This window comes from Mesorhizobium temperatum (assembly GCF_002284575.1).
GTDB lineage: Bacteria > Pseudomonadota > Alphaproteobacteria > Rhizobiales > Rhizobiaceae > Mesorhizobium > Mesorhizobium temperatum.
This window is the reverse complement of sequence record NZ_NPKJ01000075.1, coordinates 180,607-199,770: the sequence shown is the minus strand read 5'-3', so window position 1 is coordinate 199,770 and position 19,164 is coordinate 180,607. Positions and strand designations below refer to the sequence as shown.

The 19,164-nt window shown below is 61.5% G+C and carries 16 protein-coding genes; 9 read left to right on the top strand and 7 right to left on the bottom strand.

Features of this window, described 5'->3' with window-relative positions:
- Positions 1-236: 236 nt before the first annotated feature.
- Positions 237-2,231: a protein-L-isoaspartate(D-aspartate) O-methyltransferase gene (locus CIT26_RS32755; RefSeq protein ID WP_095496412.1), complete on the top strand. Its 1,995-nt coding sequence runs from the start codon at positions 237-239 to the stop codon at positions 2,229-2,231.
- Between the two features lie 98 nt (positions 2,232-2,329).
- A complete protein-coding gene (locus CIT26_RS32750) occupies positions 2,330-2,536 on the top strand; it encodes a hypothetical protein (protein WP_027151394.1) in 207 nt (68 codons plus the stop codon).
- Between the two features lie 21 nt (positions 2,537-2,557).
- On the opposite strand, the gene CIT26_RS32745 is transcribed toward CIT26_RS32750, so the two are convergent.
- The 4 genes from CIT26_RS32745 to CIT26_RS32730 form a co-directional block, all read right to left on the bottom strand.
- Complete coding sequence (locus CIT26_RS32745) at positions 2,558-3,055, bottom strand: DUF1772 domain-containing protein (RefSeq protein ID WP_095496411.1); 498 nt, start codon at positions 3,053-3,055, stop codon at positions 2,558-2,560.
- A gap of 620 nt (positions 3,056-3,675) precedes the next feature.
- Complete coding sequence (locus tag CIT26_RS32740) at positions 3,676-5,244, bottom strand: SpoVR family protein (protein ID WP_095496410.1); 1,569 nt, start codon at positions 5,242-5,244, stop codon at positions 3,676-3,678.
- A gap of 11 nt (positions 5,245-5,255) precedes the next feature.
- Positions 5,256-6,563 (bottom strand): YeaH/YhbH family protein, encoded by a 1,308-nt coding sequence (locus tag CIT26_RS32735; RefSeq protein ID WP_095496409.1) that lies wholly within the window; start codon positions 6,561-6,563, stop codon positions 5,256-5,258.
- Positions 6,564-6,582: 19 nt separating this feature from the next.
- Positions 6,583-8,532 (bottom strand): PrkA family serine protein kinase, encoded by a 1,950-nt coding sequence (locus tag CIT26_RS32730; RefSeq protein ID WP_095496408.1) that lies wholly within the window; start codon positions 8,530-8,532, stop codon positions 6,583-6,585.
- A 376-nt stretch (positions 8,533-8,908) separates the two neighbouring features.
- Between CIT26_RS32730 and CIT26_RS32725 the strand changes: the two genes are divergently transcribed.
- Positions 8,909-9,088, top strand: coding sequence for a hypothetical protein (locus CIT26_RS32725; RefSeq protein WP_095496407.1), 180 nt, complete (start codon positions 8,909-8,911; stop codon positions 9,086-9,088).
- 38 nt (positions 9,089-9,126) lie between these two features.
- Here the strand turns inward: CIT26_RS32725 and CIT26_RS32720 are convergent, their stop codons facing one another.
- Positions 9,127-9,564: a DUF2267 domain-containing protein gene (locus CIT26_RS32720; RefSeq protein ID WP_095496548.1), complete on the bottom strand. Its 438-nt coding sequence runs from the start codon at positions 9,562-9,564 to the stop codon at positions 9,127-9,129.
- A gap of 200 nt (positions 9,565-9,764) precedes the next feature.
- Between CIT26_RS32720 and coxB the strand changes: the two genes are divergently transcribed.
- The 6 genes from coxB (at position 9,765) to CIT26_RS32690 (ending at position 16,729) form a co-directional block, all read left to right on the top strand.
- Positions 9,765-10,742, top strand: coding sequence for a cytochrome c oxidase subunit II (gene coxB, locus CIT26_RS32715; protein ID WP_095496406.1), 978 nt, complete (start codon positions 9,765-9,767; stop codon positions 10,740-10,742).
- Entirely contained in the window at positions 10,739-13,255 is a 2,517-nt protein-coding gene (gene ctaD, locus CIT26_RS32710; protein WP_095496405.1) for a cytochrome c oxidase subunit I, read from the top strand. The genes coxB and ctaD overlap by 4 nt, the downstream gene beginning before the upstream one ends.
- A 7-nt stretch (positions 13,256-13,262) precedes the next feature.
- Complete coding sequence (locus CIT26_RS32705) at positions 13,263-13,643, top strand: hypothetical protein (protein WP_095496404.1); 381 nt, start codon at positions 13,263-13,265, stop codon at positions 13,641-13,643.
- Entirely contained in the window at positions 13,640-14,263 is a 624-nt protein-coding gene (locus CIT26_RS32700; protein WP_167391616.1) for a cytochrome c oxidase assembly protein, read from the top strand. Before CIT26_RS32705 ends, CIT26_RS32700 begins: the two co-directional genes overlap by 4 nt.
- Entirely contained in the window at positions 14,263-15,348 is a 1,086-nt protein-coding gene (locus CIT26_RS32695) for a c-type cytochrome (protein ID WP_095496402.1), read from the top strand. The genes CIT26_RS32700 and CIT26_RS32695 overlap by 1 nt, the downstream gene beginning before the upstream one ends.
- Positions 15,349-15,454: 106 nt before the next feature.
- Entirely contained in the window at positions 15,455-16,729 is a 1,275-nt protein-coding gene (locus CIT26_RS32690) for a PQQ-dependent sugar dehydrogenase (protein WP_245319657.1), read from the top strand.
- 96 nt (positions 16,730-16,825) lie between these two features.
- Here the strand turns inward: CIT26_RS32690 and CIT26_RS32685 are convergent, their stop codons facing one another.
- Complete coding sequence (locus tag CIT26_RS32685; RefSeq protein ID WP_095496401.1) at positions 16,826-17,956, bottom strand: GNAT family N-acetyltransferase; 1,131 nt, start codon at positions 17,954-17,956, stop codon at positions 16,826-16,828.
- A complete protein-coding gene (locus tag CIT26_RS32680) occupies positions 17,953-18,948 on the bottom strand; it encodes a sterol desaturase family protein (protein ID WP_095496400.1) in 996 nt (331 codons plus the stop codon). The genes CIT26_RS32685 and CIT26_RS32680 overlap by 4 nt, the downstream gene beginning before the upstream one ends.
- Positions 18,949-19,164 lie beyond the last annotated feature (216 nt).

Sequence of the window (19,164 nt, the reverse complement as noted above, 5' to 3'; positions counted from 1 at the left end):
TGGAGAAAGGATTTGCACGGAAATATGTTTGGCCGGAGCCGCCGCTGCGCCGCCAATTGCTCTTTTGCAGGAACCTGGAAGCTCGCCAACGGTTAAGGAGACTAGCCGCAGGAAATGAGATCAAGCGCCGCCGAGGCCGAGCGCATACCGATCGAGGGATTGTCGCCGAGAAGCCGTTGGGCACCATTGGGGCGCAATCGGGGCGGAGGAACGTCAGCTGGCAGGAGGAGCAAAAGATGCTCGACCTTTCCGATGCACGCGACCGAATGGTCGAGGTCCATCTCAGCCGCCGTGGCATCCATGACCGCGAGGTGCTGGAAGCGATGCGTGAGGTTCCGCGCGAGGCCTTCGTCGCTCCCGGCTTTGAAGAATTCGCCTACGAGGATGGGCCGCTGCCGATTGCGGAGGGTCAGACGATATCGCAGCCCTATATCGTCGCCTTGATGATCGAGATGGCAGAGATCGGACCGGGCGACCATGTCCTGGAGGTTGGCACCGGCTCAGGGTACGCGGCTGCCGTGATGAGCCGGATCGTCGAACGCGTTTACACGATCGAACGCCACGCCGGGTTGGCGGAAACGGCGAAACAGCGGTTCGAAGAGCTTGGCTATGACAATATCGAAGTCCGCACCGGCGATGGCACCAAAGGCTGGCCCGACGCAGCGCCCTTCGACGCCATTCTGGTCGCAGCCGGCGGACCCGGTGCGCCGCTTGCCCTTCAGGAACAGCTCGACGTCGGCGGCAGGCTCGTCATCCCGGTCGGCGACGAACCGCATGATCAGCGCCTTCTCAAGGTCACCCGAACCGGCGCTGCAACTTACAGCGAGGAGGATTTCGGCGGCGTGCGGTTTGTCCCGCTCATCGGCGAGCAGGGCTGGCCCGAGAGCGGCAACCGTATCGCGAACGATCGTCCGTCCGGACGCGCACGCACGCGCAGTCTGCCGGAGTTGATCGCGGCAGCGGCCGAACCGTTGCCGGGCTTCGACGATCCGGCGTTCGGCGAATTGTTCGATCGGTTTGGCGACCGGCGCGTCGTCCTGCTCGGTGAAGCGAGCCACGGCACGTCAGAGTTCTACCTGGCCCGCGCAGCGATCACCCGCAGGCTCATCGAGAAGCACGGCTTCACCATCGTCGCTGTCGAGGCTGACTGGCCTGACGCAGCGGCGATCGATCGCTATGTCCGCCACCGGCCGCCACGGGTCAACGCCGATCCGCCGTTCCAGCGGTTTCCCACCTGGATGTGGCGCAACACCGACGTTGCCGCATTCGTCGACTGGATGCGACATCACAATGAGCGCATCAGGCTATCGTCCCGACTGGCGGGGTTCTATGGCCTCGACATCTACAATATGAGCGGATCGATCGCCGCGGTTCTGCAATATCTCGATCGGGTCGATCCGCAGGCAGCAAAGATCGCGCGTGAACGCTATGGCTGCCTGACGCCTTGGCAACATGAACCATCCACCTACGGCCGTGTCGCGCTCACATCGGGTTTCGAGAAATGCGAGGAGGCCGTGCTTGAACAATGCCGCGAGCTGCTTGCCAAGCAGCTCGACTATGCCCAGCAGGACGGCGTCGATTTCATGGATGCCACCCAGAATGCCCGGCTGATCGCCTCCGCAGAACGCTATTATCGGATCATGTACTATGGCGGCGCGCAGTCCTGGAACCTGCGCGACACCCATATGTTCGAGACGCTCGAGCATCTGCTGGAGGCCCGCGGGCCGAACGCCAAGGCGGTCGTGTGGGCGCATAATTCCCATATTGGCGACGCCCGCTATACCGAAATGGGAATTGTCAGGGACGAAGTGAATATCGGCCAGCTCTGCCGCCAGCGTTTCGGCGACGAGGCAGCCTTGATCGGGCTCAGTACGCATTCCGGGACAGTCGCCGCAGCCTCCGACTGGGATGGCGAGATGGAAATCAAGCGGGTGCGGCCTTCCCATAGCGATAGCTACGAGCGGCTTTGCCATGACTGTGGCGTCTCGCGTTTCCTGCTCGACATCAAACGCGACGACACGTTGCGCGAGCGGCTTCTGGAGCGTCGGCTGGAGCGCTTCATCGGCGTGATCTATCGGCCGGAAACCGAACTGCGCAGCCATTACGCGGATGCCTCTCTTTCCCAGCAGTTTGACGCGTTCGTCTGGTTTGACGACACCGCCGCGGTGACGCCGCTTGGGCCGGAGCATGTGGGAACGGGCGTTCCCGACACCTATCCGTTCGGGCTTTAGCCGCCTCTCGGACAAGGCCGCGTCAAGGTGAGTTTCGGCGGAACATTCATCGCGCCCTGCTGTTTCTAGAACAGGACCCTTTTCGAAGGAGTTGTGCCATGAGCGGAACCAAACATCCAAAGTGGAAAAAGCCGAGCGATGCCGATCTGAGGAACAATCCCGGTATCGGGACCTCGAAGGGCACGATCAAGGAAGGCGACGAACTCGTACTCGAAGGCGAAAACACGATCGAGGGCGACGTCGAGAACGACACGAACGCCCTTGGCGGGATCAATCCAAGGCAAAAGATGCGGACGAACAAGTAGCGTCGCTGCGCATCCCGCGCGCTATTCACTCCCAGCAAAAAATGTCGCGGCGACAGCAATCGAGCTCAGGCTCAGCATCGCCAGGCCTGCCCTGGCGACGTGCGAGGCTTCCCAAACATCGCGCAAGTCTTTCCAGTCGCCGCTTTGCTTCCGACGGAGCATTGAAAAAAACGTCGCGGCTGGTTTCGACACAGCGACATCCTGCACCCAGAAATTGTTGACGGGATGCGTCACCAACCAATAGGTCGCATGTTCCGCCACCAGAAAGACAAGGGCCGCCAAGGTCCACCAGAATCGAGCGCCTGGATAAGGCGTGAGGTAAAGCAGAATGGCGAGTGCAATGATGCCGCCGATCTCGGCAAACCCGCCGATCGTGAAGCCGGGATAGTAGATCGCCTGCACAGATTTGTAGGTGGCCTCCTTGAGGCGCAACTTGCCGGGCAACTCCAACGCGTGCGCGAGCGAGAGCGCCATTGTGATTGCGACCAGAAGAAGGGTGACAATCGTGAACGCGCGCATGCTGTTCCTCCTTGAACCGTCCTGGCAATACGCGGCGTACATAGCGTGCTCGCCGACACGGTAAAGCGACGAAGGTGGAGCCGCCGCTCCATTTTTCAACGCCGCTGGCATTGAGCCCCACCGCTAAGGCAGGGAACCATCGTTCGGCGCGATGGTTGTCACCCTGGATGATCCTCCTCCGAGGAAACGGAAGGAGACACATCCCGCTGCGAACGACCCACGTCTACGCCGGGGTCGACAGCGAAAACGAGCTACTCATTGGCGCCTGAGCTGTTGAATTGGAAACACATTGGCGCCGAGGAGATGTGAAGCAAGCTTCGGGGAGTGTCCATGACCGATCCTGATCCTGATCCGAACAATCCCGTGCCGATACCGGATAATCCCAATCCTGAGCCTGCCCGGCCGCCTGCTCCGCCGGAAACTCCGCCGGATGAACCTCCGGGCGTTCCTCCGCCTTCTCCTGATCCCGTTCCCAGCCCGCAAAGGCAGCCCGTCGAAATTCCTCCCGAGACACCATCCGAAATTCCCACGGAACCGACCTTCCCGGGTCCGACGGCCAGAGCATTGGACCCAAAAGCGGAAATCGGCTAGGAGGTCGTCGCCGGCTATCCCGGTTTTGGTCATTCGCCGATTTGGCTGGTCGAACGTTCGTTGAGCGTCCTACCCGTTTGCGCATCGATCGCCGCCAGGCTGACCTCATAGCCCCACAGGCGACGGATATGGCGCAGTGTGGCGTCGCGACTGGCCTCCTCCAGCACGATGCCGTCCTTCACCTTGTGCTCCAGTCGCAACTGTCGGTCGCCGAGCAGATCGACATCCACCACCTGGATATCCGGGCGGCTCGCGCCGATGTCGTAGCTGTAGGCGAGCCCGGCGCGTATTTTTTCGTAGCCACGCTCATTGTGTATCGACGCGACTTCGTAATGCGGTTCGCTGGCCGCATCGGCGAGGATAAAGAACCGCCACTTCCGCATCAGAGCGGGGCTCAGATACTGGCGGATGAAAGATTCGTCGCGATGGTTCGCCCATGCGTCGAGCAGGGTTTCGCGCCAATTGCCGTTGCCGGCGATATCGGGGAACCAGTCACGATCCTCGGCGGTCGGCTCAGTCGATATGCGCTGGATGTCCTGCATCATGTCGAGGCCCAGGGCATAGGGATTGATGCCGGAAAAACGCGGGTCGTCGAAGCCCGGCTGAAAGATCACGTTCGAATGGTTGCGCAGGATTTCCAGCATCGCGCCTTCGGTGATCAGACCGCGATCGAACAGCATGTTCATGAGTGTGTAGTGCACAAACGTGGCGCAACCTTCGTTCATCACCTGCGTTTGCCGCTGCGGATAAAAGTATTGCGCGACGACGCGGACGATCCTGATGATTTCACGTTGCCAAGGCTCCAGGACCAGGCTGTTTTTTTCCAGGAAGTAGAGCAGGTTTTCCTCCGGCAGGTTGAGCGTTTTCTTCCGCTCCGCCATGCCGAGGTCCGTTTCGCTGGCCTTGGTCCCGTCCTTCGATCGCGGGAGCGTGCGCCACAGGTCATTGTAGGAACGCTCTTCGTACTCCAGGCGCTCGCGAACGCCTTCACGCTGCCGCTCCGACGACAGCTTCGGCGGCCGATGGTATCTGAACACGCCCTGTTCCATCAGCGCGTGGGCCGAGTCGAGGATCGCCTCCACCGCGGCCACACCGTGCCGCTCCTCGCAACGGGCAATGTAACCCTTGGCGAAATCGAGATAGCTCAGGATCGCGCTGGCGTCCGTCCACTGCCGGAACAGATGATTGTTCTTGAAGAAATGATTATGGCCAAGCGCTGCATGAGCTGTCACCAGGGCCTGCAGGGCCATGGTGTTTTCCTCCATCAGGTAGACGATGCAAGGATTGGAATTGATGACCAGTTCATAGGCGAGCCCCCGCCCGCCTTTGCGATAGAGCAATTCCTGGTAGAGGAAATGCTTGCCGAAAGACCAGTGGCGATACATCAGCGGCATGCCGACCGAGGAATAGGCGTCGAGCATCTGCTGGGACGAGATGATCTCCATCTGCACCGGATAGACGTCGAGGTGAAGCTCTTCGATCGCGATCGCCTCGATTGCTTCGTAGGCGCGCGACAGTGTCTTGAAATCCCAGTCGGACCCTGAAAAGAGCAAACCGGATTTGCTGGTTTGGCTGGATTTGCTGGCCTGGTTCGCCATCAGTTCCCCCCTCAGGCACTTTTCTGGAAGGCCGGCTGCCTGGCAAAGAGCTGGCGAAAGACCGGATAGATGTCGGCTGCGTTGGCGATACGGCTCATCTGGAAATTCGGCCATCTCTGGTTGACAGCGCTGTAGGCGCGCCAGAGCGAGGTTCCATTGTCGGTGCTGCCGAAAATATGGCTCTCGCGTTCGTCAATGATCTCGACATAGGCGAAATACTGGCACAGGCGCATGATCTGGCCGTCCATGAGACCGATGCAGCGCTCGGAATCGGTTACGAAATTGTCGCCGTCCGATGCCTGGGCGGCATAGATGTTCCACTCGTTGGAGGGATAGCGTTGCGCGATGATGCGATGCATCTCCTCGAGTGCCGTGGAAACGACCGTACCGCCGCTTTGGGTATTGTAGAAGAAGGTCTCCTCGTCCACCTCCTGCGCCTCGTGCGTATGGCGGATGAAGACGATTTCGGTGCGGTCGTAGCGCCGTTTCAGGAAGAGGTGCAACAGCACGAAGAAGCGCTTGGCCAGATCCTTCTCGCGTTCGCCCATCGAGCCGGATACGTCCATGAGACAGAACATGACCGCATTGGCATTCGGCACAGGCTGGGCGTCGAAACGGTTGAAGCGGATGTCGACGGGGTCGACATAGGCGATCCGCTTGCGGCGGCGCTCAAGTCGCTCAAGCTCTTCCCGCAACGCTGTAATGCGCTGGTGTGCCGCCGCGCTCTGGGGCTCTGCCTCCAGGATTGCGAGTTCCTTCTCAATCGCATCAAGTTCCTCGCGCCTAGGACGCCTGAGCGCAATCCGGCGACCATGGCTGTGTCGCATCGTGCGCCCGACATTGATATTGGTCGGGGAACCGGTCGCGGCGAATCCGGCCCGGCGCGGCTTAAAGGCAAGTATCTCCTTGAGGTTGAGCTTGACCATGTCGGGAAGTTCGAGATCCTCGAAAAAGAGGTCGAGCACCTCTTCGCGCGAGAGCACGAAACGAAAATCGTCTTCCGAGACCGTTTTCCCCGGAGACGAGCCGCCGCCGCCCTGGCCGGGCTTGGGAACCCGGTCGCCTGGAGCGAAATGCTTGTTGCCCGGCAGGATGTGCTGCCGCCTGCCGCTGTCCTTCGCATCGCTGAAGCTCGGCTCGGCTGTGCCCTTCGCCGGCATGGAGACGGCATGCTCGGCATCCACGTCGGCGATCCTGCCGATACGGATCCGTTCCCGGATGCTTCGCTTCAGCTCTTCGCGCGCACGCTTCAGGAAGCGCTGGCGGTTGCCGAGGCTCTTGTCCTTCGGGTTCAGTCGGCGGTCGACAAAGATCGGCATGGAACCATCCCGGCTGGACTCAGCCCGCCTTGTTCACCCGCATGTACCAGTCCACCAGCCGGCGGACCTGACGTTCGGTGTAACCGCGTCCGACCATCCGATGCACGAACTCGGTATGCCGCTTCTCCGTTACGCTGTCCTGCTTGGAGCCGAAGCTGATCACCGGGAGCAGATCCTCGACTTGGCCGAACATCCGCTTCTCGATGACTTCGCGCAGCTTTTCATAGCTTGTCCATGACGGGTTGCGGCCATGGTTCCTCGCCCGGGCGCGCAACGTGAACTTCACGACCTCGTTGCGGAAGTCCTTGGGATTGGCAATGCCGGCCGGCTTTTCGACTTGCGACAGTTCGTTGTCCAGCACCTCGCGATTGAGGATCTGGCCGGTATCGGGATCTTTGTAGTCCTGATCCTCGATCCAGGCATCGGCGTAGGCGATGTAGCGGTCGAACAGATTCTGGCCGTATTCGCTGTAGGATTCCAGATAGGCCTTCTGAATCTCGTGTCCGATGAACTCGGCATAACGCGTCGCCAGCTCCGACTTTATGAAGTCGAGATAGGCGGCTTCCGTTTCCTTCGGGAACTGCTCGCGCTTGATAGCCTCCTCCAGAATGTACATCAGATGCACAGGATCCGCGGCCACTTCCTTGGTGTCGTAGTTGAATGTCTGCGACAGGATCTTAAAAGCAAAGCGTGTGCTGACGCCGGTCATGCCCTCGTCGACCCCGGCGGCATCGCGGTATTCCTGAACCGACTTCGCCTTGGGATCTATGTCCTTGAGGTTCTCGCCGTCATAAACGCGCATCTTCGTGTAAAGCGGCGAATTGTCGTGCTCGGCCAGACGGGTCGAGACGGTGAACCGGCTGAGAATGTCCAGCACCTCCGGTGCACAGGGACTGGAAGCCAACTCGCTTTCGCGCAGCAGCTTTTCGTAGATCTGCCTTTCCTCGGTGACCTGCAGGCAGTACGGCACCTTGACCACCAGGATACGGTCGAGGAACGCCTCGTTGTTCTTGTTGTTCTTGAACTGCAGCCATTCCGACTCGTTGGAATGGGCTACGACGATGCCCTGATAAGGGAAAGATCCGAAGTTTTCCGTACCGTTGTAGCTGCCTTCCTGGGTAGCGGTCAGCAACGGATGGAGGACCTTGATCGGCGCCTTGAACATCTCGACGAACTCAAGCAACCCTTGCGTGGTCCGGTTTAGGCCGCCGCTGTAGGAATAGGCGTCCGGATCGGATTGGCTGAAATGCTCGAGTTGCCTTATGTCGACCTTGCCGACCAGGGCCGAAACGTCCTGGTTGTTCTCATCGCCTGGCTCGGTCTTGGCGATGCCGATCTGGCGTAGCCGCGAAGGCATCAGCTTGACGACGCTGAACTTGGAGATGTCGCCGGACAGTTCATCGAGGCGCTTGGCCGCCCACGGCGAGATCAGGCCGTTCAGCCGGCGCCGTGCGATGCCGTATTTGTCCTCTAACAGGTCGCCCATGCGATCAGGATTGAAAAGCCCGAGCGGCGATTCGAAAACCGGGCTGATCTGGTCGCCCACCTTCAGCGTATAGATCGGACGCTGCTCCATCAGCTTCTTCAGCCGTTCGGCGAGCGAGGACTTGCCGCCGCCGACGGGGCCGAGCAGATAGAGAATCTGCTTGCGTTCCTCGAGCCCTTGCGAGGCATAGCGGAAATAGCCGGCTATGCGCTCGATCGTGTCCTCCATGCCATAAAACTCGAAGAAGGTGGGATAAACCTTGATTGTCCTGTTCGCGAAAATGCGGCCGAGCCGCTCATCCATGCTGGTGTCGACTAGGGTGGGCTCGCCGATCGCCTCGACCATCCGTTCGGGCGCCGAGGCATACATCGATTTATCCTCGCGGCAGGCAAGGAGATATTGCTGGATGCTTATCTCCTCCTGCGCCGCATTCGTGTAAATCTCCGAAAACAGATCGAAGACGTCGGACTGGTTCTCGCCCATGATATTCCTCGCCCCGGCCGGTCTGGTTGCTGTCGCCTCTTCATTCAACTGTCGGAAAGCCTTTGTGGTTCCCTATCATCACGTAGTGCGTCTGAGACCTAATGTTAGGGGTCCAGACAGATATCGTGAACGCCTGGAAGTCAGCCAGCGAATGGCTCGCACAATGGAACGTTTCCGAGGGATGTCCATTCTTCCATCAGCGCTTGCCGAGTGCAACAGCCCGTCGCGAACAAGCTGTTATTCTGGAGGAATGAACCATGCCGCCTGCGCTCAGCAGGTCATTCGGCGAAGAGAGCTACACTGCGCTGTCCACCCCTGCACCAGAAGGGAGAAACGGTTTCGCTCCTTCTCGGTAACGAGGGAAAGGAGATGTCCCATGTTCGAGAACAGTATGTGGTTGATCGTCGTTGCTGGCGGCCCGCTACTGCTGGCAATCGTGATCGCTTACGCACTCCTCACGTGGCGCCGTCGTGGGCCTGCGGAGCGCAGAGAAAGCGATCGGGCCACTGAGCGACTGTATCGCGAGGAAAAGGACCGGCCGGGCGGAGGCAGCTGAGAACCGTATCGGCAGCCCCGACTTTTGTCTTGCTGCTGCTAAACTCCAACACTTTCGGGCCAAAGCGCCTGGATCTGCTTCGGCAACGCGTCCCGCACCTTGGCCGACTGGCCGAGGTCGACATGCCTGGCGAGAACTTTGAACACGGTTCTCGTCGCATCCTCGGGATTCACGGGTCGGGTGGATTTCATCTCCTCGGCCACGCGCTGCAGGAAATCCTCCAATGAACGGCTGGTGGTCGGCAGATCACGCGGCCGATACCGATCATAGTAGGTTCCGCGCACGAGAAGCGGCAGCCCCGCTCCCAAGTTGGCAGCCAGTTCGATCTGCAGCCAATCCCGCAAGGTGCGTAAAACGGCTCCCAGCATATGCCAGGCAACGCGCCTATCGGGCCCGTGGTCGGCCATGATCTCGTCCAGCCAGATGTTTGTCGTCTGCAGGGTCTTGTCAAAAACTTCCAAGCCGGTTGCGCTCATCGTCGCCTCCTTTGGCATGGGCAACCCCAACACTCGCCCCTAACACTTGCCATGACGGGCAAACGGGGATCGAGCGCAATTGTTTCGTCACTCGTTGAAAAATTGCCCCAAAGGGCAGCGGCGGATGCGGCTTTAGTTCGAGGGCTCAGTTGCCCGGAACCTTCCGCCCCTCTCGCCGGTTTACGGCGGAGGGGTTGGAAATGGGTCAACACTTCAGCCTGTCCGCTGCGTCATTGTTGCTCGCGAGCGGCTATCCCGGCGCCCGGTCGGTGCTTGAGCCCGCGGGAGAGGAAGCGCAGCAGATAGCCGTACTGTTCTGGGTAATGCTAAGCGGCGGCGCCGTCATCTGGCTGGGCGTGGTCGGCCTGCTTCTTCATTCAGCCCTATTCAATCGCCGCAGGCTGGCCGAAAAATCTGCCAGCAGCATCATCCTTTGGGGCGGCGTGGTCTTCCCTTCGGTCACGCTTTGTGCCCTGCTCGCCTATGCACTGTGGCTGATGCCTGGCCTTCGGCCCTTCGCCCAGGCGAGCTCCGCCGCCCTGCGGATTGAAGTCACCGGCAGGCAGTTCTGGTGGGAAGTTGTCTACCGCCCATCTCAGCGGCCGCCGGTCGCTTCCGCCAACGAGATCAGGCTGCCGGTCGGCGAGCGGGTCGAATTGAGCCTGAAAAGTGCCGATGTGATCCATTCCTTCTGGATCCCACCGCTCGGCGGCAAGATGGACATGATCCCCGGCCGCACCAACAGGCTTTCGCTCATGGCCACGAAACCCGGTATCTTCCGCGGGCCCTGTACGGAATATTGCGGCACGTCTCACGCGCTGATGGCGTTCTCGGCCGTGGCGATGGAGCCCGAAGCATTCCGGTCCTGGCTCGCCGCCCAGGCAATTCCCGCGGAAGGGGCCGGCGCGAGCGGCGGCGCGCTGTTCCTGCGCCATGGCTGCGGGTCCTGCCATTTCGTCGCGGGTACCGATGCGCGCGGCCTGATCGGCCCGGATCTTTCGCATCTCGGTTCCCGCGTTACCGTCGGAGCCGGCATCCTGCCCAACACCGAAGACGCCGTCGCCCGCTTCATCGCCCGGCCCGACCTGATCAAGCCCGGCTCCAGGATGCCGGCCTTCGACATGTTGCCGCCGGACGACATTCGCGCCATAGCCGCCTGGCTGAGAGGCCTGCAATGAGCGCTGCGATCAAGGAGCGTTCGCGAGAGGAATACAAGGCGCAGGAAGAGCGGCTGCGCGACGTCTGGGCCAATCCGGCCGGCTGGCGCTACTGGACCTCGGTGAACAATTTTCAGATCGGCCTCTGGTACGGCTCGGCGGCCTTCGCCTTCATGCTGTTCGCCGGCGCGCTCGCGCTGCTCATGCGGCTGCAGCTCGCCGTGCCCGACAACGACTTCCTGTCGGCCGACTTCTTCAACCAGGCGTTCACCCTGCATGGCACGGTGATGATGTTCCTGTTCGCGGTGCCGATCTTCGAGGCGGTCGCGATCTTCCTGCTGCCGCCGATGCTGGGCGCGCGAGAGATGCCGTTCCCGCGCCTCGGGGCGTTCAGTTTTTGGAGCTTTCTCCTCGGCGGTGTCTTCGTCTGCGGCTCGATCTTCTTCAATGCGGCGCCGTCGGCAGGCTGGTTCATGTATCCGCCGCTCGCCACCGACAAGCAGTTCTCCGGCATCGGCGCCGATATCTGGCTGCTCGGCCTTTCCTTCATCGAAGTCGCCTCGATCGCGGCCGCCGTCGAACTCATCGTCGGCATCATGAAATGCCGCGCGCCGGGCATGCGCATCAACCTGATGCCGCTCTTCGCCTGGTACCTGCTGATCGTTGCCGGAATGATCCTGTTCGCCTTCCCGCCGCTGATCGCCGGCGACCTCCTGTTCGAGATGGAACGGATGTTCGATTGGCCGTTCTTCGACGCAGCGCGCGGCGGCGACCCGCTGCTGTGGCAGCATCTGTTCTGGATCTTCGGCCATCCGGAAGTCTACATCATCTTCCTGCCGGCGATCGCGCTGATGGCGATGATCGTGCCGACTTTTTCCCAGCGTCCGATCGTCGGTTATTCCTGGATCGTGCTCGCGGCAGTGGGAACGGGATTCCTTTCTTTCGGCCTGTGGGTACACCACATGTTTGCGACAGGTCTGCCGCAGATCTCGCTGGCCTTCTTCTCGGCGGCCTCCGAGGCGGTGGCGATCCCGACGGGCGTGCAGATCTTCGTCTTCATCGCCACCATGCTCGCCGGCCGGGTGATTTTCTCGACCCCGATGCTGTTCGGCACCGGAGGGCTGGCCATCTTCGTCATCGGCGGGCTGACGGGCGTCATGGTGGCGCTCGCACCCTTCGACTGGCAGGCGCACGACACGTATTTTGTCGTCGCGCACCTCCATTATGTGCTGATCGGAGGCATGCTTTTTCCGGTCGTGGCCGGGCTCTATTACTACTATCCGCTGATCGACGCGAAGAAGCTCTCCGACCGTCTCGGGCGGCTCGCCTTCTGGCTGATGTTCTGCGGCTTCAACATCGCCTTCTTTCCGATGCATCTGAGCGGGCTGCGCGGCATGCCCCGGCGCGTCTTCACCTATCCGGCCGAAATCGGCTTGGACTGGCTGAACCTGATCTCGACGGCCGGAGCCTTCATCTTCGCCGCCGGCGTGCTGGTGGTCGTCTTCGACGTGCTCAGGCCGAAGCACAGGGAGCCGCGCGGCGAATTCAACCCATGGAACGCCGGCACGCTGGAATGGATCTCCGAGCCGGAGGAGAACTGGGGCGTCCGCTCGATACCCATCGTGCGCAGCCGCTACCCCCTCTGGGACCAGAAGGACCTTGCGCGCAAGGTCAATGGCGGCCGCTATTACCTGCCCGACGCGGAAGAGGGATGGCGCGAAGGTCTGGTCACCTCCGTGCTCGACGCCGAACCCATCCAGGTGCTGCGCGTCGGCGGCACGTCCCATGTCACGATCGTCTCGGCCCTCTCGCTCGGGGCCGCCTTCATCGCGCTTACCTTCCACTGGTGGATCGCGACGGCGCTGGCCGCAATCACCTGCTTTTGCGCCGTCATCTACTGGCTCTGGACGGGCACCGGAGAAATCCCAGAGAAGCCGGAAAAGGATGTCGGTCTGGGGCTCAGCCTGCCGCTTTATGCCTCCGGCCCCGATTCGGTCGGCTGGTGGGCGATGTTCATCACCATGGTGGGCGACGGCACGGCCTTCGCCAGCCTCGTCTTCGGCTATTTCTTCTACTGGACGATCCATATCGACTTCACCGCGGGGATTGCCGGGCCTGACGCAGCCTGGTCGCTGGCGGCTGCCATCCTGTTCGCTGCAGCGTGGGGATTGATGGTGGCGGCCCGCATGTTCAACAGGCGCGGCGCCACGGCCGCTATGCGCGGCTTGCTGGTGCTGTCCCTGCTGACGACCGTTGGCGCGTCCGCCGCAGGCTTGGCCGCGCCGTGGTCTCCCGGCATGGACCCGACGCGCCACGTCTATCCCGCCATCGTGTGGATCCTCGTGATCTGGGTGCTCGCCCATGCGGCGCTCGGCACGGTCATGCAGGCCTACTGCCTAGCACGCTCGCTGGCCGGCCGACTGACGCCGAAGCATGACATGGATCTAAGCAATGTGGTGCTCTACTGGCATTTCCTGCTAATTACCGCCGTCATCACCTTCGTCACCATTGGCCTCTTTCCGGCAGCGATGTGAGGCGAAGATGCGGCTGATCCCGAAAGAGATCGAAACGCTCTGGACGCTGTTTACCGCGCCCGTGGTGTGGGTTGCGCATTTCCTCGTTTGCTACATAGGCGCGGCGATCTATTGCGCTAAGCCCGAGCTTGTCGGGCTGAGTTTCAGCGCTGTGCGCGCGGGCATCGCCGCCGCCACTGTGATCGCCCTTTCACTCATCGCGCTGTCCGCATGGCTCGCTTGGCGGCAATGGGGCTTCGGCACCGACGATCCGCCGCATGATGATCCGACGAGGCGGGACCGGACCCTGTTCCAGGGTTTTGCGACGCTGCTGCTCTCGGGTCTCAGCTTCATCGCCGTGATCTTCACCGCGATGCCCGCGTTGTTCCTGACGGAGTGTATCCGGTGAGACGCGCCTGCCTGATCCTCGGCCTCTTCGTCCTCGCCCTGGTCTGGCTCGGACCACTGCACGACGCCTGGCGCGATTCGTTCTCGGCGCACATGATGGCGCATATGGGAGTGGTGGCGATCGCTGCGCCGCTGATGGCGATTGGGATCCCGCTCGGCCCGACACCAGATGCAAGCCGGGCGTTCACCCTCGCCCTTCCCGCCTCCCTCGTCGAACTCATCGTCGTCTGGTCCTGGCACGCGCCGGCCTTGCGGACGCTGGCGCAAAGCTCGCTGTTTGCCACCGCCATCGAGCAGGCCACGTTCCTCGCCGCCGGGCTGTTCTTGTGGCTGGCCTGCCTGCCGCGCCGCGACTCGGGTACCGCAAGCAATGCCGCCGGCGCTTTCGCCCTGCTTCTCACGTCCATGCATATGACCTTGCTCGGCGCGCTGCTGGCGCTGACCCCGAGGCCGCTTTATGGGACGGGCGAGGTAAGCTGCTTCGGCGTCGCCCTTTCCGCCCAGCAGGATCAGGAGCTTGGCGGCGTAATCATGCTTCTGCTCGGCGCCGCGGTCTACCTGGCTGGCGGCGTGACGCTTTTCGCGCGCATGCTCGCCACCCCGCCGCGGAAGGCGGTCTGATGCATATCAGCTGGAAGAAGCTCGCCATCGCGCTTGCCATTCTGCCCTTTGTCGTGGTGCTGGCGGCCTGGATCGGCTTTTTCAATGTCGGTGCCTCAAGCGGCCACTGGAAGATCACGGAATGGTTTCTCCATTTCGCCATGCGATCGGCTGTGCGCACCTATGCCCTGGCGGTCGACGTTCCAGAAGCTCTGCCGCGCCATGCGATCCAGCCGGCCGCCGGACATTTCGCGCGCGGCTGCGCCATCTGTCACGGTGCGCCGGGCGAACCGCGATCTCCTGTCGTCATGAGGATGCTGCCGCAGCCGCCTGACCTTGCCGGGACCGTCGGCGAATGGTCCGACGCGGAGCTTTTCCGCATCGTCAAGCACGGCGTGCGCTTTACCGGCATGCCGGCTTGGCCGACGCAGGAACGCGACGACGAGGTCTGGGCGATGGTCGCCTTCCTACGCGAACTGCCGTCGATGGACGAAGCCATCTATCGTGATCTCGCCTATGGAGAAAGGCTTGCGCCTCCTGCAGGCGCTGCCGGAGCCCTAAGGCAGGCGCTCGCGGATTGCGCCCGCTGCCACGGTGCGGACGGGCTCGGGCGCGGTCCCGCGATACCCGTTCTCGCCGGGCAGAGCGAGGCCTATCTCCTTGAAAGCCTGCGTGCCTATGCCGAGGGAGCCCGGGCAAGCGGGTTGATGACCATGCCCGCAACTGAGGCAAAGCCTCAGTTCTGGCCGGACCTGGCCAAGCATTTCGCCGCCCTGCCGACGATGCACCCCGGCGTCGGGGGCGATCCCGCACTTGTGCGGCGCGGCAGGGAAATCGCCGAGAAAGGGGTGAAGGACGCCGGCGTGCCTGCCTGTCTCGGCTGTCACGGGAGACACGACCGCAGCCCGCTCTATCCCTCCATTGCCGGCCAGCCGGAGCGCTATATCGAGGCGCAGCTTGGGCTGTTCAGGGCGGGAAAGCGTGGCGGAACGCGCTTCGGCCATCTCATGGCCAATGCCGCGAAGGGCCTGACAGACGACGACGTCCGTGCGCTTGCGGCCTACTTCTCCCTATCGGCCGCTCCATCCGCAACCGGAACGCGATAAGCGCGTTTGCGTTCATTCGACTTCCGAGGTGCTGGTGAAAAACTTGCTTACCGCCCTTCTCGTGCTGATCATTCTTCTTGTCGTCGCCGGCGGGGCCGTCTTCTTCCTGTCCCGCGAAGAGGCGACAGTTCCGATCGCGGAGACCTATGGCCCCAACCCGACCCTGCCGGAGCCCAATCCGACCTGGCTGCCGACCGTCCATGTCGCCAAGGCCACGCCGTGGCCGCAGGGCACGAAGCCGACGGCGGCCCAGGGATTTGCGGTCAACGAGTTTGCCGGCGGGCTCGACCATCCGCGCTGGCTGTACGTGCAGCCAAACGGCGACGTGCTGGTGGCCGAGAGCAATGCGCCGCCCAAGCCGGACGAGGGCTTCAGCATACGCCGCTTCTTCGTAGATTTCTTCCAGAGTCAGGCCGGCGCGGGAACGCATAGCGCCAATCGCATTTCGCTGCTGCGCGATCAGGATGGCGACGGGGTGGCTGAAACCAAAACCGCCTTTCTCACAGGGCTGTTCTCGCCATTCGGCATGACCCTGCTCAACGGCAAGCTCTATGTCGCCAACGCCAATGCAATTGTGGCCTTTCCCTACCAGGAGGGCGCGACCGAGATCACCGCACCGGCGGAGAAGATCGTCGACCTGCCTGCGGGGAGGAACCACCACTGGACCAAGGACGTGACCGCCTCGCAGGACGGGACAAAGCTCTATGCGACGGTCGGATCCAATTCCAATGTCGGCGAGAACGGCTTGGAGGAAGAGGAGAACCGCGCCGCCGTGCTGGAAATCGATCTCGCCTCGAAAGAGACGCGTCTCTTCGCCTCCGGGCTGCGCAATCCGAACGGCCTGTCCTGGAATCCGGAAAGCGGCGAGCTCTGGGTCGCCGTCAATGAGCGTGACGAGATCGGCAGCGATCTCGTGCCGGACTACATGACTTCGGTGCGGGATGGCGGCTTCTACGGCTGGCCCTACAGCTATTTTGGCCAGCATGTCGACGATCGCGTCGAGCCGCAGCGGCCCGACCTCGTCGCCGAGGCGATCAAGCCGGACTATGCGCTCGGGGCGCACACGGCTTCATTGGGCCTGACCTTCAACACGGGCGACCTGTTCGGTCCTCAATACAGGAATGGCGCCTTCGTCGGGCAGCATGGCTCGTGGAACCGCAAGCCGCACAGCGGCTACAAGGTGATTTTCGTACCGTTTACCGGCGGCAGGCCCTCCGGTCCGCCTCAAGACATCCTCACCGGCTTCCTCAGCGAGGACAACAAGGCTTTTGGCCGTCCTGTGGGGGTAGCGATAGACCGGAGCGGCGCCCTGCTGGTGGCGGATGACGTCGGCAACAAGGTCTGGCGGGTTGCTCCATCTCAGACACAATCGACACTTTGAGCGGTTGGTGCTGCCGGCGACCCGATGAGGGAAGCGATAGGACACCGCTTGCCATTGCCTGTCGGGCACGGTGTTCCGGCGCCGATCAAGCCGAAATCAAGATGTCGGCACCGGTCCGCGCCCGCGTACGTGCCGGACCCTCTGACGCATACGATCGGCAAGAGAAGCGATCGAGCCTTGCGCCGTACGCGCCCCAATAACGGATTGCAGGACGACACCCTGCGTTGCGAATTTGTGCTTGAACGACTCTGCGCCGCACAGGAAATCGACCGTGCCCAAGCCGTGATCGATCGACCACTGTATGTAGTCCATCATCAGGATCATGCCGGGCGACGCTTGGCTGAAATCCGGATCGAAAGTGGTCACGAACGCCATCATGGTGTGGTGCTGGACGAAGTTGATGGAGACCGAGACCATCGCGCCATCGCATTCAAGTACGAAAATGCGCAGCACGCCGGCGCGCGCCAGCGCGTCGACGAGTGCGGCGAGCACTGGCGCTCCCTCTTCAAAAAGTTGGGATTCACGCTTGCGCTCCACCAGCCATCTGCGCTTCAGCGCAGAGAGCCGGTCCAGTACCGGCTGCAGTGGCTCGTCTGGCGCAAGCAGGCGAAATTTTATTTTCCCCGCTTCTTCCAACGTCTTGACGCCGCGCCGATAGTTCTGCCGCGTCTTTTTCGATTGCTCCGCGAACCACGCGGCTCCGCTCTGCCACTGTCCGGCCACGCGATAACTGACTTCCTCTCTGTGATTGGGGCGAAGCCTGATCCCGCCGGAAGTATCCGGAGTGAAAATTTTGCGGACCGCCGCACCCGGCAAGAGATGATTGAGAAAGGCAATATCGAAGCCACCGGCGTCACAGATCTGGGCCCATACGTCCTGCAGGGCCGATAACGAGCATTCCGGAGCAACGAGGATATCCCCGTAATCGGTATAGCTGCTGGCCGCCCATTCGAGAAACCGCAGGCCTTTGCGCTTGCCGATCGTCAGGGGAACGACGGCAACCAGCCTGTCACCGTTCCAGACCAGGCCGATCCGCAGCGCGCGCTGGTCACGGTCCGCTACGGTACTCCACCATGCCGAAATCCAGGCATGACTCTGAAAGATCAGCCCATCGGTGCGATGCCAAAGATGCATCCAATCGGCTTCGATCGCAGCCAGGCGATCCGCCGAACGGACAACTTCCAGGCGCTCTGCGCTCGAAGCGTCAATCGAAACAATGGTGTTCATGAAGGGGAACGATCCTGTGGCTGAGCGATGACATCGGGACGCCTCTGGAACAGTCGGACGACATGCCCTCCCATCTTCTTGAGCGGCAGGATGTAAAGCCCAAAGAGCGACTGATAGTCGCGCACATCGCGATCTATCAGGCCAAATTTGAGGTCCTCATCCGGATCCGGGACAAACTGCGTCCCGAAGAGGCGATCCCAGAACGAAAACAGCAGGCCAAAATTCTTGTCGTAGTGGCGAGGGTCGATGCTGTGGTGCACCTGGTGCCAATGCGGACACAAGATGATGTTGTTCAGCGGGCCGAAGGAAATCTTGAAATGGGTATGGCGAACAAAGTCCATCATCAGGATGTTGCGGATGACATAGACGTTGATGCCGAAGATAGCGATCTCTACTGGATCGAGCGCGATCAGGCTCCAGATGCCGAAGCAGATCCCCGGGATGACGCCATCCCAGATACGGTTCATCAGGTCGTCCAGCGGATGAACTCGATCCTTGGTGATTCCCACCATCACCTCGGCCGAATGATGCACTTTGTGCAATTCCCACAGGAACGGGAAGTGGTGCTGGGCGACATGGTAGAGATAGTACGAAATATCGTAGGCGATCAGCATGGTTGCGGTGAAGATGACGATCGTCACCGGTCCGGCCGGGCCGTCGATGAGCGGCGCCTGGATATCAAAGAGCCAGCCGATTGCCTGGTGTGTCCCATAGCCCACGGCGGCAACGAAGGTGACGCCGGCAGGGATGAGCAGGAAAGGCATTATCGCCCGTTTGGTGACCCAAAATAGAACATCCGCTCGCGCCGACGGGTGCAGGATGACTTCCGCCGGGAAAGCGAAATCGAAAAAGTCCCTGAGGGATTTATGCTCGACGGTTCGCCAGTAAGCGATCACCGCGCTGCCCAGTGCCGTGAGAAAAAGCAGGCCGAGCGTCAGCAGATTGACGTTCGCAAGCTTTTCCACAATCACTCTGGCGAATTCAGAAAACATCGGTGCAGTGGCTCCTGGGCCGTGAGATGGCGATCCGGCGAATTGCGAAGCAAAAAACTTGCCAAATCCACTGCATGTTGCCGCAACCAGGTGGCTATTGCGGCTGCAACGAGCAAAGCACGCCGGATTTGTGCCAGACTAGCAGATCAACCGTAACAAAACGCTAAATGTCCGAGCGTAATTAATCTCGAATACGGCCGGAACACCGGATAGGCC

What these genes read in the sequence shown, in the direction of transcription:
- CIT26_RS32680 (WP_095496400.1), bottom strand. Translation starts at nt 18,948, where the DNA reads ATGTTTTCTGAATTCGCCAGAGTGATTGTGGAAAAGCTTGCGAACGTC.
- CIT26_RS32725 (WP_095496407.1), top strand. Translation starts at nt 8,909, where the DNA reads ATGTTCGAGAACAGTATGTGGTTGATCGTCGTTGCTGGCGGCCCGCTA.
- ctaD (WP_095496405.1), top strand. Translation starts at nt 10,739, where the DNA reads ATGAGCGCTGCGATCAAGGAGCGTTCGCGAGAGGAATACAAGGCGCAG.
- CIT26_RS32720 (WP_095496548.1), bottom strand. Translation starts at nt 9,564, where the DNA reads ATGAGCGCAACCGGCTTGGAAGTTTTTGACAAGACCCTGCAGACGACA.
- CIT26_RS32735 (WP_095496409.1), bottom strand. Translation starts at nt 6,563, where the DNA reads ATGCCGATCTTTGTCGACCGCCGACTGAACCCGAAGGACAAGAGCCTC.
- CIT26_RS32755 (WP_095496412.1), top strand. Translation starts at nt 237, where the DNA reads ATGCTCGACCTTTCCGATGCACGCGACCGAATGGTCGAGGTCCATCTC.
- CIT26_RS32695 (WP_095496402.1), top strand. Translation starts at nt 14,263, where the DNA reads ATGCATATCAGCTGGAAGAAGCTCGCCATCGCGCTTGCCATTCTGCCC.
- CIT26_RS32745 (WP_095496411.1), bottom strand. Translation starts at nt 3,055, where the DNA reads ATGCGCGCGTTCACGATTGTCACCCTTCTTCTGGTCGCAATCACAATG.
- CIT26_RS32740 (WP_095496410.1), bottom strand. Translation starts at nt 5,244, where the DNA reads ATGGCGAACCAGGCCAGCAAATCCAGCCAAACCAGCAAATCCGGTTTG.
- CIT26_RS32750 (WP_027151394.1), top strand. Translation starts at nt 2,330, where the DNA reads ATGAGCGGAACCAAACATCCAAAGTGGAAAAAGCCGAGCGATGCCGAT.
- CIT26_RS32730 (WP_095496408.1), bottom strand. Translation starts at nt 8,532, where the DNA reads ATGGGCGAGAACCAGTCCGACGTCTTCGATCTGTTTTCGGAGATTTAC.
- coxB (WP_095496406.1), top strand. Translation starts at nt 9,765, where the DNA reads ATGGGTCAACACTTCAGCCTGTCCGCTGCGTCATTGTTGCTCGCGAGC.
- CIT26_RS32705 (WP_095496404.1), top strand. Translation starts at nt 13,263, where the DNA reads ATGCGGCTGATCCCGAAAGAGATCGAAACGCTCTGGACGCTGTTTACC.
- CIT26_RS32685 (WP_095496401.1), bottom strand. Translation starts at nt 17,956, where the DNA reads ATGAACACCATTGTTTCGATTGACGCTTCGAGCGCAGAGCGCCTGGAA.